Consider the following 15,351-nt stretch of genomic DNA (forward strand, 5'->3'; position numbering starts at 1 on the left):
GTCGAGGTGAAATAATGACGTGCTCAGGATGAATAGTATGTCATGATCACATGGCCGCTCTTTGACATCGCGGCATTAATACATCCATGTATCTCCATGTGAAAGAATGACGTGCTCATGATAAAGGGGATTAAAAAATGCCCACATTAGGTAACACAAGCGTAACCAGCAATTAGCTAGTTAGATTGACGATTAAGAGAAATATATTAAATGCTATATCTGGCGATTATTTTTTTAAGTGCTTTTTTATTATTCCAAGTACAACCCCTTATTGCTAAATTGATTTTGCCATACTTTGGCGGTGGTTCAGCTGTCTGGACTGCATGTTTATTGTTTTTTCAAGCTTTTCTATTATTAGGATATTTTTACGCTCACTGTTTAACACAAGTTAAATCTGTCAAAAAACAATTAATTATTCACTCGGTCTTTCTACTTGTCAGTGTGTTATTTCTTCCTATTGGCATTCAAGATTGGGGTGATATATCACAGACAAGTTCGCCACTTCAAAATATCCTACTGTTATTAACCGTATCGATAGGGTTACCTTATTTTATTTTGTCGTCAACGGGCCCGTTAATACAGCGATGGTTAACTTATATCGAAATAGGAAAACTCCCTTATCAATTGTATTCATTATCCAATGTAGGTTCTTTGCTGGCGTTAATCAGTTTTCCTTTTCTATTTGAACCGCTGCTAACCACAACTCAACAATCAAATTATTGGACGTTCGGGTATGGTTGTTATGCGTTACTACTGGTAACGTTATTATTAAAAATGTCAAAATTAAGCTTTACTTCTGTTGAGCAAAGTACTCAGCAAGCGTTGGATAAAATCGTCGTAACAACCACATTATTGGATAAAGTTTTATGGATAGCCTTAGCCATGGTTGGTGTTGTTTTATTAGTGGCGTCCACCAATGCTATGACACAAAATATTCCCCCTGTGCCTTTTTTATGGATAGTGCCGCTGTGTTTATACCTACTGACTTTTATTATTAGTTTTCATAGCTCTAAGTGGTATGTCAGAGAATATTGGTTTGCGCTATTTGTACTCACGGCTTGTTTAGCTTTGTTGATGTACTTTATTGGCTCGCAACTCGACATTATTTCACAAGTGGTTATTTACGCTTGTATATTATTTAGTGCGTGTATGATTTGTCATGGGGAATTAGCACGTTTAAAACCGCAAGTTCAGCAGTTAACTTTGTTTTACTTATTTATGTCATTGGGTGGCTTTTTAGGTAGTGCCTTTGTTGCTTTTATTGCGCAAAATATCTTTGATCAATTTTTAGAGTTTCCTTTAGCCATTATTAGTGTCTTTGTTCTTTTAGCTTTGAGTATTTATTCACAAAGAAATACGGCAATAAAAACACAAACTTGGTTGGTAGCATCTAATCTTATTTTAGCGGTCAGTTTTACCGTGGGATTGTTTTATCTTAATACGCTTTTTGTTAAAACTAATGTGGCAAGTGAACGCAATTTTTACGGAATTTTAAGTGTTAAAGATGTAGAAGTTAATAATAAAGTGCAACGTCGTTTGATTGATGGAACAACATCACACGGTACGCAATCATTAGAGAAAGGCAATGAAAAAACGCCATTAAGTTACTATAGAAAAAATACCGGTGTTGCTCTTACACTTGAGCAACTGACCAAACAAAGAGTACAAGAGGGGAGTGCTCAAAATATAAATGCCGGATTTGTGGGCTTGGGCGCAGGTACCTTAGCGGCTTATGGTAATAAAACTGACCACTATATATTTTATGAATTAAACCCTGCGGTTATTTTTGCCGCTAATAACTATTTTAGTTACTTAAAAGATTCTGCTGCCAACATTGAAGTGGTTTTAGGTGATGGTCGGGTTAGTTTAAAGCAACAATTTGAAGATTCAGGAAGCAAACAGTTTGATGCCTTAGTCATTGACGCCTTCTCGGGTGATTCCATCCCACAGCATTTATTAACAAAAGAAGCATTGCTGCTTTATTTTAAGCACCTAAAAAAAGATGGCGTATTAGCGATACACATTTCTAATTCACACCTTAATTTAACACCTTTAGTGCGTGGCTTAGCCGATGCATTAGATAAAGAAATTGTTTATGTGGAAACGCTAGCCGACAAAGAAAATGAACATAATGTTCAGTGGGTGCTAGTAACAAATAATGAGTTTTTTCTTAATGATGCGCGCATTAAAATATACGCGAGTGCTTGGCCAATGCCAAATATTGGCGAAAAGAGTCGTATAATATGGACCGATGATCACAGTGATTTATTATCAGTACTCAAGTAAACATTAAATATCTTGTCGAGTGAAATGTCATCGACAAGATAATTAAGCCGTTACTTTACCAGCTTCCTTGATTTTCCATACTCAACCAAGGCTCTTGAGGGGCTAATGCGTCATCTTTTTGCAATAACTCAATAGATATGCCATCTGGAGATTTTACGAAAGCCATATGGCCGTCACGAGGCGGACGATTAATAACAACACCTGATGCCATAAGCGCCGCGCAAGTTTTATATATGTCAGCAACCTCAAATGCTAAATGACCAAAGTTTCTGCCAACGGTATATTCTTCTTCAGAATCCCAGTTATGGGTCAGTTCAATTTCAGGGCCGCCAACTTCTGTCGCAAGAAAAATCAATGAAAACTTCCCTTTGGGTACATCGACACGTTTTGTTTCAATGAGCCCTAGCTGATTAATATAAAAATTGAGTGACTTATCTAAATCATGTACGCGAACCATTGTGTGTAAAAATTTCATTTTGTACCTGTTTTGTATTGTTAGCTAATAAAAAGTAATGATTTACAAACAGCAAAAACTTCATCTGTTGTTTCGATAATAATTCATTTACCATTACATTAATTGCCACTATAAACAGAAAGTATTTTATTTACTATGCTAATTAAAAGCGAATATCAGTAAATACACCCACTGAAAAATAAAATGACATTATCAATAGTTTATTTTATATTCTTATGTAGTCTGTTAACAATATTACAACAAATTAATGACATGATAAAAATAATACCACTCACATATAGCTTGATTATCTGTAGTCTCCTATGGCCTATTATTAGCCAAGCTACAGAAGTATCAATGGCTTTTAGTAAAGAAATTCCTCCTTATATTTTTGAAGATGATAATAGTGGAATCGAAATAGATATTATTAAAGCCGCCTTAGCTCATAAAGGGCATACGTTAAAGCCAATGTACTTTCCATTAGGACGAATTCCTTATGCTTTCACCAATAATTTAGTTAATGCAGTCATGGGAGATATGGGGGTAAACTTGAAATCACAAGGCGGTTTTTATGCCAAGGCAGCTGTAATCTATGACAATGTATTTATTACTTTAAAGAATAAAAATATTTTACTGGAAAGGCCTAAAGATTTAGATTCGTTGAATGTGGTTTCTTTTCAAGGAGCAGATAAACGCTACCCTAAATGGCTAAAAAAAGTAAAAGAAGACAGTAGGTTTTATGGCGTTAGCGACCAACTAACACAAGTGAAGTTACTGTATTTTGGGCGCTATGATGTGGTGGTAAGCGATCGTTATATCTTTAGATATTTTGTAAAGAAACTTAATTTAATGCATGGTCTAGATAGCCAAGAAATTACCGAGCACAAACTTACTATCGATAAACCAATGGACTATCGTCCCGTATTTAGAGATAAAAAAATTCGAAATGATTTTAATTTAGGGTTAACTAAAATTAAGGAAAGTGGTGAGTTTTTGCGGATATACAACAAGTATATAAATTTATAACTAACGGTTATACACTGATAATAATCGAGAACGAATTAACTGGTTTTCTCTTTAAAACTACATAAATCTTCTATTATACAAGAACCACAACGGGGGGTTCTTGCTATACAAGTATAACGACCATGCAGAATGAACCAGTGATGCAAGTTATAAAAAAACTCTGTTTTTCTTGGTGTGTTTTTAATAATATTTTTTTCGGTTTCTTCAACTGTTTTCCCTTTCGCATAACCGGTACGATTTGCCAGTCTTTGAATATGGGTGTCTACTGCAATAAAGTACTTACCTTCATTATCTTTTAGTTGGCCAAAAGCGGTGTTTAAAACAACATTTGCTGTTTTTCTGCCAACCCCAGGTAAGGCTTCTAATGCCGCCCTTTCTTTGGGAACTTCGCCATTATGTAAATCAACTAACATTTGGCATGTTTTTAGCGTGTTTGCCGCTTTAGTATTAAATAAACCAATTGTTTTTATATAAAACTTCAAGCCATCAAGGCCTAAATCAAGTATAGCTTGAGGGGTATTAGCAACAGGATAAAGCTTTGCTGTGGCTTTGTTAACACCAACATCAGTCGATTGTGCTGAAAGCAGCACAGCAATAAGCAACTCAAAAGGTGAAGAAAAATTAAGTTCAGTGGTTGGGTGTGGATTATTGTCTCGTAACCGAGTTAATATTTCTAAACGTTGTACTTTATTCATGGCGTTATTCTTTTATTATTATTTTTCATCAAAATTGACACGAACTCGTTCAATTTCCTTACTTTCTGTTTTAGGCTTAGCGGCTGCTACTCGATCATCAATGGCGTTTTTTAAAGCTATAAATAAGCCCATGACGATAAAAGCACCTGGGGGTAGTATGGCGAGTAAAAATTGACTATCGAGGGTGTAAACTTCAATACGTAATATACTTGCCCATTCGCCAAGTAATAAATTAGCGCCATCAAACAGCGTTCCTTGGCCAAGTATTTCTCTTACTGCACCCAACAACATCAATATTAATAAAAAGCCTAAGCCCATCATTAAACCGTCAAAGCTTGCTTGTTTAATTGGGTTTTTAGAGGCATATGCCTCCGCTCTACCAATAATGGCACAGTTAGTAACAATTAAGGGTAAGAATATGCCAAGTGATTGATATAAGCCAAAAGTATAGGCATTCATTAATAATTGCACACAGGTAACAAAAGAAGCAATAATTAAAACAAAAATAGGGATCCTAATTTCTTTAGGTACCCATTTTCGTATTGCCGATACGGTAGTATTTGAACAAATTAGAACAAATAAGGTCGCTAAGCCCAAACCAATAGCATTGGTTAGGGTCGATGTTACGGCTAATAATGGACACAATCCTAAAAGCTGTACTATACCCGGATTGTTCTTCCATAAACCTTGCCAAGCTAATTCTTTATATTCATCGTTAATTTTCATGACGATTAAGCTCCCTTAGCAACATCTTGATTTGAACAATTACTCGCTGCTTCAAATAATTCATCTTGGTGAGCGTTAAAATAATTAACGGATTTACGTACTGCTTTGACCACAGCACGTGGGGTTATTGTCGCGCCGGTGAACTGGTCAAACATGCCGCCATCTTTTCTTACTAACCAACGATTATCATTTTTATCAATGAGCTTTTTACCGGTAAAACTATTGATCCAATCACTTTTTTTCTCTTCAATTTTATCGCCTAGTCCAGGCGTTTCTTGGTGTTTTAATGTTCTAACACCGCTTATGCTACCATCGATATTGATGGCGACAATAAGCTCTATATTGCCACTGTATCCATCTGGTGCAACGGTGGTAATTGCTGCAGCAACAGGGCTATTATCATTTCTTGCACGGTAAACTTTTGGTGGGTTAACTGTGCCTAATGCCTCGTTAGGTAAAATGAAGCAGTCTTTATAGATAACATTGTTGTAGCTATTTTTGGCAATGATACTGTTTAAATTACGCAATAAGTCTTGTTGTTGCTGCAAGATAATTTGATCTTTGGTGAGTGAATGAACCACGCCAACAATTGCCGTGCAAGCAATAGCAAATAAAGCGAGGATCCTGGCATTTTTACTGACTGCACTGGTAAGAGAAAGGACCATTATTCTTTGCCTGCTTTACTTGATGAAATATTATGCCCATAAGTACGGGGGCGTGTGTATTGATCTATTAGTGGAGCAGCCATGTTACAAATTAGCACTGCAAACGCGACGCCATCAGGGTAACCGCCGTATTTTCTAATAATAAAGACTAAAAAGCCTGCTAATGCGCCAAAAACGATTCGGCCTTTAATACTAGTAGCGCCGGAAACTGGGTCCGTTAAAATAAAGAATGCGCCAAACATACATGCACCATTAAACCAATGGAAGAGTGTTGAAGCGTTAGTATCTTGGCTATATAAAAAAGCAATTAATGAACAAACAAATATGCTTGCTAAAAAGCTAACGGGTGTTGCCCAATGAATTGTTTTTTTGCCTATTAAAAATAGACCACCGAGTAAAAACCCAGCACTAACCCATTCCCAACCCACTCCAAAATTTTCACCAATGACGGGGCTTGTCATACTTTCTGCAATGTTTAAGCCCAGTGTTAGGTTTGTTTTTACCGTATCTAGGGGGGTTGCCATGGTATAACCGTCGACATGTGTTCTTAGTTGCTCAACAGAATAGCCATCAATGGTAAAGCTACTAAAGATTACAGAGAGTGTATCAACAAAATTTAACGGTAAGGTCATTAGTTCAAGTGGCGGTAACCACGATGTCATTTGTACCGGAAATGAAATCAATAGCATGACATAAGCGGCCATTGCAGGGTTGAAAGGGTTATGACCTAGACCTCCGTATAGTTGCTTTACGACAATAATGGCAAAAGATACACCTATAACAGTGATCCACCACGGCGCTATGGCGGGTAAACTAATCCCCAGTAATACCGCCGTTAAAATAGCGCTGCCATCAAATAGTTGCGCCTTGATATTTTTCTCCCGTAAAGATAAAACGGTAAATTCTGCTATTAATGCGGTGATCACAGCGAGTGATATATGGATTAAATTACCCCAGCCAAAAAAATACCACTGGGCAAATACACCGGGAATAGTGGCGTAAATGACCATACGCATTATTGATGATGTTTCACTTTGAACATGATTATGTGGTGAGCTTGCTATCCAAAAGGCCATAATATTACGTCAACTCTGATTTTACGGGTTTGTTGGTTTTTTCTTCGCTAGTATTAGCCGTTGATTTTGCTTGTTGCTGGGCAAGTTTACGGGCTTTCGCCTTTGCAATTGCTGCAGCAATTTTAGCTTTTTTATCATCAGCTGGAACGAGCATATCAGCCTGGTTTGCTTGTGCGTCGGTATCGATGACAATGTTATTATCAAGGGTTAAGTCGCTATCATCTGCGCTATTCTTATTTTTTTCAGCTAGCTTACGGGCTTTAGCTTTTGCAACCGCCTTAGCAATTTTAGCTTTTTTATCATCAGCAGGAACGAGCATATCAGCCTGGTTTGCTTGTGCGTCAGCTTCGATGACAATGTTATTATCAAGGGTTAAGTCGCTATCATCTGCGCTATTCTTATTTTTTTCAGCTAGCTTACGGGCTTTCGCCTTTGCAACAGCATTGGCAATTTTAGCTTTTTTATCATCAATTGCCGGTGGAATATCTCCCAGCGCACTTTGTGGTTCTGATTTATAAGTTGCCGTATTTTGTTGAGCTGCTAGCTTTTTCGCTTTCGCTCTTGCAATAGCTGCGCTCACTTGACTTTTTTGTTCATTTTCTACCGATGGTGCTTCTGTCTGTGCAGTGACATTTTCACTACCTTGGGTTTGTTGAGCTTTTTTCGCTTTAACTCGAGCTAAGGCGGCAGCAACCGCTGATTTTTCTGTTTTTGCTTCGCTGGTACCCGAGTTCATCCGCGCTTTACGTGCTTCTGCTGCTGCTTTGTGTTTTTCTTCTCGTGCTATTTTATCTCGGGCTAAACGCTCTTTTCGTGCTTCAAATCTTACCTTTGCATGTTCTGCTTTTAAATCAAGTTGTTTTTGTTGACGAATTTCAGATTTTGCTACTCGGTAATAATGCACCAAGGGGATCTGGCTCGGACAAACATAGGCACAAGCACCACATTCAATACAATCAAATAAGTTTAATTTATCAAGTTGTTGGTGATCTTTTGCTTTAGCGCTCCACTGTAACTCTTGTGGTAACAATTGGCTGGGGCAGACATCACTACACTGGCCACATCTGATACACTCAACCTCTTTTGTGCCGGTTGAATAAGGTGATGATATTTCCTGCTCACTCGGTGCAAGTATACAGTTGGTTGTTTTTACAACGGGAACTTGGTCTGTGGGTAAGCTATAGCCCATCATTGGACCACCCATAATGATATGCTTTTTATCTTTATTGGGGTAACCACATTGTTCGAGCAAGAAGCCTACTGGGGTGCCGAGTAATGACCAGACATTCTGTGGCTTTTGTAAAGCTTGGCCACTGACAGTGACCACTCTCTTAATTAATGGAATATCGTTTATTACCGCATCAGCTATCGCAAAGCAAGTGGCAATGTTTTGCATAACAATACCCATAGAACTTGGGAAAACGCCTGAAGGAACCTCTTGACCTGTTAATATTTGAATTAACTGTTTTTCACCGCCAGTAGGATATTTAGTTGGCACTACACACACTTGAATTCTTTCATTATTAGCGGTTGCTTGCTGAAGTACTTTTATCGCTTCAGGTTTATTATTTTCAATACCAATGAGGATATGTTCAGGTGAAAGAAGACGGTCAAGTATATTAATGCCATCAAGAATTGATGGGCTGTGCTCGCGAATTAATAAATCGTCAGCACTAATATAAGGTTCACATTCAGCGGCATTAATAATAAGGAATTGTATTTTGTCTCTAGTACTTATTTTAACTTGTGTAGGAAAGCCAGCACCGCCCATGCCTGATATACCGGCTGAGGAAATTTTATCAATTATTTCATTATGGCTTAATTTACTTACATCAGTACATATATGACGTTCTTGCCATGTATCTTCTCCGTCTGGCTTAATAAATAAGCATAATTCGCTTAGGCCTGAGGGATGAGCAATAACGGCATTTTTAATGGCAGTAATAGTGCCACTCGTAGGAGCGTGAATAGGAACAGCCATAGGATGCATACTCTGGGTGAGTGCTTGCCCCTTAAGTACTTTATCACCTACTTTTACCCGTAAATCTGCAGCAATACCTATGTGTTGCTGTAATGGCAGTATTAGCTGTTCAGGTATGCTAACCGCTCTGATAGGCTTATCAGTGGTTAAGAACTTCTGTTCTGGTGGATGTATACCGCCATGAAAAGTCCAAAAATTAGCGCGCTTTATACGTTCAATAACTGATCCCACGAATCCTCACCTAATCAAGCTGTACCACAGGTATATTATTAAGATCCCATTGCCAGTTTTGTGGTGTTTTAGCGATAGGTATCATTATTATGCAATCAACCGGACAAGGGTCTATACATAAGTCACAGCCAGTACATTCGTCGGCTATTATAGTGTGCATCTGTTTGGTCGTACCTAAGATTGCATCAACAGGGCAAGCTTGAATACATTTAGTACAACCAATACAGTCTTCTTCAATAATAAAAGCAACTTTAGGAGAATTGTCTGTATCATGGTTTTCGTCAAGAGGTGGTGGTTCAACCCCCATTAAGTCTGCTATTTTTTTGATGGTATCTTCGCCGCCAGGTGCGCATTTGTTAATAGCCTCACCGTTAGCGACTGCTTCTGCATAAGGTTTACAACCGGGGTAACCGCATTGGCCACATTGCGTTTGTGGTAAAATAGCATCAACCTGCTCGGCAAGAGGGTCGCCCTCAACGTGAAATTTTACAGAGGCAAAGCCAAGAATGGCGCCAAAGACTAATGCCATACAGCCAAGTACTAGTATTGCTAATAGGGTGGTCATTACAACTTCACCAATCCAGTGAAACCCATAAAGGCAAGTGACATTAAGCCAGCGGTTATCATAGCGATAGCGGAACCTTTAAAAGGTTTTGGGATATCAGCATTAGCAAGTTTTTCGCGCATCGCTGAAAACATAATAAGTACAAGAGAAAAACCGACAGCCGCGCCAAAGCCATAAACAATCGACTCAAGAAAATTATGTTGCTCATAAATATTTAATAAAGCAACACCTAATACCGCGCAATTAGTGGTAATCAAAGGCAAGAAAATACCCAGTAAACGGTATAAGTTGGCACTGGTTTTATGTACGACCATTTCGGTAAATTGTACAACAACAGCAATGACTAAAATAAACATCATAGTTGTTAGATATTCGAGTCCCAGAGGAGTAAGAATATAGGTATTTACGATGTAGCTGAGTAACGAAGCAATAGTCATTACAAAGGTGGTGGCAAATGACATACCGATTGCAGTTTCAGTACGTGAAGACACCCCCATAAATGGGCATAAACCTAGGAACTTTACGAGAACAAAGTTATTGACTAATACTGTGCTAACTAACAGCAGTAGATAATCTGTCATTTGAAAATTAATTTTATGAGATAATTCACGCTATTATCCGACTTTATTAGCCAGATGACAACCGCTCAATGCCTTAATTTTTATTGCATATGCACTATCTTCTTGCCATGCTTGGCCTTTATTAAGATGGAACGTTTAGCTTTAAGTTATACTCAATTAAATCGCTTCAGGCTTTCCTAAATAAAAACCTTGGCAACCATCGATAAATAATTTTTCTAAAGTAAACTTTTCTTCTTGGCTTTCAACACTTTCAGCTAAAACAGTGATACTGAGACGATGAGCAAGATCGACCATTAATCTGATGAAGTACTGGTTGTTTTTATCATCATCAATATCACGTGTATAAGTACTATCCATTTTAATAAAGTCAGGTTTAAGGTCGCGGAAAAATTTAAAAGAGGTTAAACCCACACCAAAACGCTCAACAGTAATACGAGAACCGACTCTGTGGATCATATCAATAAAACGCTTACTGGTTTTAATGTTTTGTTGGAGGCCGTATTCCGTTATCTCAAAGATCAATTTCGCAGCAATAGTTGCTTCTTTCAATAAACGACGTTCAAGCCAAATTAAAAAATGTTCGTCATGAATACTACGTGAACTGATGTTGATGCCAAAAAATTGGTCATGTAAATTTTTTGTTTTAATTTCACTGATCACTTTTTCGATAATCATTTTGTCAACAGCCATCATTTTATCAAGCTTTTCCGCCATAGCTATAAAAGAAGCGGTGGGTAACATTTCATCAGTTGAATTTAAAAAGCGGGCAAGAATTTCACCATAGACTTTATTGTTACGGCTATTAGGTTTTATCGGTTGGACAAGTAATTTAACCCGTTGGTTTTCTAATACGCTGTCTATTTCTTGACGCCAATTTTGGTTGCCATAATTCGCACTAGAGCTATGTAAAATGTCACTGTCGCTTTGCGAATACCAAGAATTTAGTTGTTGAGTTTGTGCAATACTGATGCCGGTATCAGCGAGTGCCAGTAATTCGCCAAGTGGTTTGTCTTTCTCGAAATAGACTAACCCAGTGTAGCCAACTGAATCTAAATCTGATGATTGTTGGTAAGCGTTAAACTTACTGGATATTTCATTCGCAGCGTTTTCAGCTTCTTTTAATGTTACGTTAGGAAGCAAAGTGGCAAAGTCAGAACTATTAAGTCGATAAACATTTGCACCTCGGTAGGTTGCAGTAACGCTTTTGATAATGTCGGCAACTTTGCAAATATAATTATCACCTTCACTGTAACCGTGTATTTGATTTATCGTTTGCAGTTCAGAGCAGCGTGTTATCGCTAAGACACCAAATTCAACCTGGTTTTCATCATTAGCAAAAAACTGAATAAAGCGATTACGGTTTTCTAATTTTGTAAGAGGTTCTATATAAGCTTGCTTTTCAAGTGCACTGGCATCATTAACATGCGCGGAAAGTAATGCCTCGACTTTTTTTAGTCCATGAGTTAATTCAGGCATGTCGATAATTTCATCACCAGCCTCAAGTTTATTCATCGATATAACTTGAGCAATACCCTGTTTTATTTTGTTGTTAACCACAAAAACAAGCTTTTTAGTGTGTTTAACACTTAACGTACAAGCAATAACAATAATGATAAGGCTGGCTAAAATAGATACCAGCATTATTTTAAAGATCAATGTCGCGGCATCATTACTGTTTATTTGATAACTAACGGTCGTATTAGATGGGTGAGTAAATACGACTATGGGTGGGGAAATATAAGAGACAAGCAGGTTGGTATTTTCTACTTTATAATTAACTATTTCTTTGTTTTGTTGTTGTAGGGAAAATAATTGAAAATCAGCTAGATTAACTAAGTGTTTAACTTGTTCTAATTGGTTGGTCTTATCTGATGCGTCGATAATAGCTGAAATAGAGTTTTGCATCATTAATTGCTTACTCGAGAGTGAGGTAGCAAAGAAATAACTCACCATAACAACAATAAGAATATTAAAAAACATCCCTAAAATGACGTTGCGCATTAATAATTGAGAATAGCTATACATAATATGTTGATTTACTGAAAAGTTAGGCCTACTTCAATTTATAGCATGCTTGATAAAAAATTACTAACTTACTGTTATTTAGAGCGATATATAATGTAGGCGTTAATGAGTTCTATAACTTAAGGTTTTATTGCTTATCCTATCAATTAGGCTTGCGATTCGGCGGTAGTCGCTATATAATTGACCTAGCTTAAATATAACAATATTTCACTGAAATTAATTTTTTGGCTATTGCTTAAAGCAAAGTTAGAAGATAATTTTATATTGTTGTATCGATTTGACGGCTTATTTTATAAGTCACTAGGTTAAATCAACATCGTGGGTTCAGTGTAATAAGCCCCGCGTATTGGGGCTTTTTCGTATCTGGGACATTTGTTCAGCACGATAAGCTTTAAGAATTGCTGGGCTATTAGCCCTTTTTTTGTATCTGGATGTTGATACATGAAGACAAAGTAAGATTTTATTTGGAGAAAATGATTGGCTAAGTTTGAACATAAATTAACAGACATGTTACGTCCTGCTGTTGAAGAAGTTGGTAAGGAATTATTAGGCATTGAGTATATTAGTGCTGGTAATAACTCAGTATTACGTTTGTTTATCGACCATGAGAATGGCATTGATGTTGATGATTGTGCTGAAGTTAGCCGTCAAGTAGGCGCTATTCTTGACGTTGAAGACCCTATCGGCAGTGAGTTTAATTTAGAAGTTTCGTCACCCGGTTTAGACCGACCGTTATTTGATAAACCACACTATGAAGCAGTGATTGGTGAAATTATTGAAGTAAAATTATCTATACCATTAAACGGTCGCCGCAAATTTAAAGGTCGCTTAGCTGCCGTTGAAAACGATACTTTAGTAGTAACGGTCGACAGTGAAGACTATGAATTAGTGCTTGGTAATATTGTTAAGGGCAATTTGGTTTTTAATCATAATAAAAAAAGCTAAGCAAATAATAACAATAAAATAAAAATACGTAGTTGTTCAACGTCATTACATAAATAGTTGAACTGTTCAGAAACGATTAAAAAGGCTAAGTAGCATGAGTAAGGAAATATTACTGGTTGTAGATGCCGTATCTAACGAAAAAGCATTACCCCGTGAGAGCATTTTTGAAGCAATGGAAACCGCTTTAGAAACAGCAACAAAGAAAAAATATGAAGGTGACATTATTGTTCGTGTTGCTATTGACCGTACTAATGGTGAATTTGATACTTTCCGACGTTGGTTGGTTGTTGCCGATGACGCCGTAGCAGAAAACCCATTTGCAGAAATGAGTTTGTCAGCTGCACAGTATGATAATGAAGAGTTGCAGTTAGGCGATTACATTGAAGATCAAATTGAATCAGTTAAATTTGACCGTGTAACTACGCAAACAGCAAAACAAGTTATTGTACAAAAAATTCGTGAAGCAGAACGTGCTCTTATTGTTGAAGCTTACCAAGAACAAATTGGCGAACTAGTGACAGGTGTTGTTAAAAAAGCCAGTCGCGATAGCATCATTATTGATTTAGGTAATAATGCAGAGGCGGTTATCTACCGTGACGATATGTTACCTCGTGAAACATTCCGTCCAGGGGATCGTGTTCGTGGTTTGTTATACGAAATTAAAACAGAAACGCGCGGCGCACAATTATTAGTGACTCGTTCTAAGCCTGAAATGTTAATTGAACTTTTCCGCGTAGAAGTGCCAGAAATTGGCGAAGAGATGCTAGAAATTAAGGGCGCTGCTCGCGATCCAGGTTCACGTGCAAAGATTTCTGTAAAATCTAATGACAAGCGTATTGACCCAGTAGGTGCTTGTGTTGGTATGCGTGGTTCACGTGTGCAAGCCGTTTCAACTGAGCTTGGTGGTGAACGTGTTGATATCGTTTTATATGACGATAACCCAGCACAATATGTTATCAACGCAATGGCTCCAGCTGAAGTTGCATCAATTATTGTTGATGAAGACAAAGGCACCATGGATATTGCTGTTGAAGAAGGCAATTTAGCGATGGCCATTGGTCGTAGTGGTCAAAATATCCGTTTAGCTAGCCAATTAACTGGCTGGGAATTAAACGTGATGACTGTTGCTGACATGAACGAGAAGCATCAAGCCGAAAACGATAAAGTTATTTCATTGTTTACAGATAACTTAGATATCGATGATGATTTTGCTAACTTATTAGCAGAAGAAGGTTTTGCTACGTTAGAAGAAATCGCTTACGTACCAGCAGCTGAAATGTTAGAAATTGACGGTATGGATGAAGATATTGTTGAAGCGCTTCGTGAACGTGCCAAAGCGGCATTAACGACTCGTGCATTAGCAAGTGAAGAATCTCTTGAAAATGCAGAACCAGCAGCTGATTTATTAGCGCTAGACGGTTTAGAACGTCACTTAGCATTTGTATTAGCAAGTCGTGGTGTAATTACCCTTGAAGACTTAGCTGAACAAGGCGTTGACGAAATTGCCGATATTGAAGAATTAGATGAAACCAAAGCGGGCGAGTTAATTATGGCTGCGCGTAATATTTGTTGGTTTAACGAAGAATAATTCCCGGGAGAATATAGTAGATGTCAAACACAACTGTAGCAGAACTTGCTCAAGAAATTGGTACACCGGTGGACCGCTTAGTTAGCCAATTGGCTGACTCTGGCGTGAATAAATCCGCGACCGATTCCGTATCACAAGATGAAAAAGAAGCATTGTTAGACCACTTGAAAAAGCAACATGGTGACGACTCAACAGCCGGACCATTAAAAATGACGCTTAACCGTAAATCTAAATCAACGTTAACGATGGGACATGGCAGTAAAGCTAAGTCAGTTAATGTTGAAGTGCGTAAAAAACGCACTTATGTTAAGCGCAGCGAAGTTGAAGAACAACAGCAAGCAGAAGCTGAAGCTAAAGTAGCAGCAGAAGCTGAAATCGCCGCTCAAGCAGCTGCTGAAGCAAAAGCAATTGCTGATGCTAAAGAAGCAGAAAATGGTAAAGCAGTTGCTGCAGCAAAAGCTGAAGCAGAAGCTGAGCGTAAAGCAGCGGCAAAAGCCGAAGCCGAAG

Annotated in this window: 14 protein-coding genes; 5 read left to right on the forward strand and 9 right to left on the reverse strand. The window is 37.8% G+C overall.

The genetic code is table 11. From position 1 onward, the window contains the following. Nucleotides 1-210 precede the first annotated feature (210 nt). Nucleotides 211-2,286: a spermidine synthase gene (locus H4J69_RS07320; RefSeq protein WP_182222695.1), complete on the forward strand. Its 2,076-nt coding sequence runs from the start codon at nt 211-213 to the stop codon at nt 2,284-2,286. 55 nt (nt 2,287-2,341) lie between these two features. On the opposite strand, the gene H4J69_RS07325 is transcribed toward H4J69_RS07320, so the two are convergent. Beyond that, the gene (locus H4J69_RS07325) at nt 2,342-2,761 is read right to left on the reverse strand and encodes a VOC family protein (RefSeq protein ID WP_182215458.1); all 420 of its coding nucleotides are present in this window, start codon (nt 2,759-2,761) and stop codon (nt 2,342-2,344) included. A 336-nt stretch (nt 2,762-3,097) separates the two neighbouring features. Between H4J69_RS07325 and H4J69_RS07330 the strand changes: the two genes are divergently transcribed. Further along, nucleotides 3,098-3,766 (forward strand): ABC transporter substrate-binding protein, encoded by a 669-nt coding sequence (locus H4J69_RS07330; RefSeq protein WP_182222696.1) that lies wholly within the window; start codon nt 3,098-3,100, stop codon nt 3,764-3,766. Between the two features lie 35 nt (nt 3,767-3,801). On the opposite strand, the gene nth is transcribed toward H4J69_RS07330, so the two are convergent. The 8 genes from nth to H4J69_RS07370 form a co-directional block, all read right to left on the reverse strand. Then, on the reverse strand, nt 3,802-4,461 hold the full coding sequence (gene nth / locus H4J69_RS07335) for an endonuclease III (RefSeq protein ID WP_182215454.1): 660 nt from the start codon (nt 4,459-4,461) through the stop codon (nt 3,802-3,804). An 18-nt stretch (nt 4,462-4,479) separates the two neighbouring features. Next, entirely contained in the window at nt 4,480-5,187 is a 708-nt protein-coding gene (locus tag H4J69_RS07340) for an electron transport complex subunit E (RefSeq protein ID WP_182215452.1), read from the reverse strand. 5 nt (nt 5,188-5,192) lie between these two features. Next, nucleotides 5,193-5,852, reverse strand: a complete 660-nt coding sequence (gene rsxG / locus H4J69_RS07345; RefSeq protein ID WP_182171345.1) for an electron transport complex subunit RsxG — start codon at nt 5,850-5,852, stop codon at nt 5,193-5,195. Further along, the gene (gene rsxD, locus H4J69_RS07350) at nt 5,852-6,928 is read right to left on the reverse strand and encodes an electron transport complex subunit RsxD (RefSeq protein ID WP_182222697.1); all 1,077 of its coding nucleotides are present in this window, start codon (nt 6,926-6,928) and stop codon (nt 5,852-5,854) included. Before rsxD ends, rsxG begins: the two co-directional genes overlap by 1 nt. A 4-nt stretch (nt 6,929-6,932) precedes the next feature. Next, nucleotides 6,933-9,140, reverse strand: coding sequence for an electron transport complex subunit RsxC (gene rsxC / locus H4J69_RS07355; protein ID WP_182230481.1), 2,208 nt, complete (start codon nt 9,138-9,140; stop codon nt 6,933-6,935). A 10-nt stretch (nt 9,141-9,150) separates the two neighbouring features. Continuing rightward, the gene (gene rsxB / locus H4J69_RS07360; RefSeq protein ID WP_070376178.1) at nt 9,151-9,705 is read right to left on the reverse strand and encodes an electron transport complex subunit RsxB; all 555 of its coding nucleotides are present in this window, start codon (nt 9,703-9,705) and stop codon (nt 9,151-9,153) included. Next, on the reverse strand, nt 9,705-10,286 hold the full coding sequence (gene rsxA / locus H4J69_RS07365; RefSeq protein ID WP_070376179.1) for an electron transport complex subunit RsxA: 582 nt from the start codon (nt 10,284-10,286) through the stop codon (nt 9,705-9,707). The genes rsxB and rsxA overlap by 1 nt, the downstream gene beginning before the upstream one ends. Before the next feature lie 156 nt (nt 10,287-10,442). Continuing rightward, nucleotides 10,443-12,311 carry an EAL domain-containing protein gene (locus tag H4J69_RS07370; protein ID WP_182230482.1) on the reverse strand — a complete coding sequence of 623 codons (1,869 nt, stop codon included), beginning with the start codon at nt 12,309-12,311 and terminating at the stop codon, nt 10,443-10,445. Nucleotides 12,312-12,788: 477 nt separating this feature from the next. On the opposite strand from H4J69_RS07370, the gene rimP reads away from it, so the two are divergent. The 3 genes from rimP to H4J69_RS07385 form a co-directional block, all read left to right on the forward strand. After that, nucleotides 12,789-13,256: a ribosome maturation factor RimP gene (gene rimP / locus H4J69_RS07375; protein WP_070376181.1), complete on the forward strand. Its 468-nt coding sequence runs from the start codon at nt 12,789-12,791 to the stop codon at nt 13,254-13,256. 94 nt (nt 13,257-13,350) lie between these two features. Further along, on the forward strand, nt 13,351-14,844 hold the full coding sequence (gene nusA, locus H4J69_RS07380; RefSeq protein WP_070376182.1) for a transcription termination factor NusA: 1,494 nt from the start codon (nt 13,351-13,353) through the stop codon (nt 14,842-14,844). A gap of 20 nt (nt 14,845-14,864) precedes the next feature. Further along, nucleotides 14,865-15,351, forward strand: a 487-nt coding sequence (locus H4J69_RS07385; protein ID WP_182251930.1) for a translation initiation factor IF-2 associated domain-containing protein, incomplete at its 3' end; no start/stop codon positions are given.

The organism is Colwellia sp. BRX10-9, from assembly GCF_014077405.1.
Classification (GTDB): domain Bacteria; phylum Pseudomonadota; class Gammaproteobacteria; order Enterobacterales; family Alteromonadaceae; genus Colwellia_A.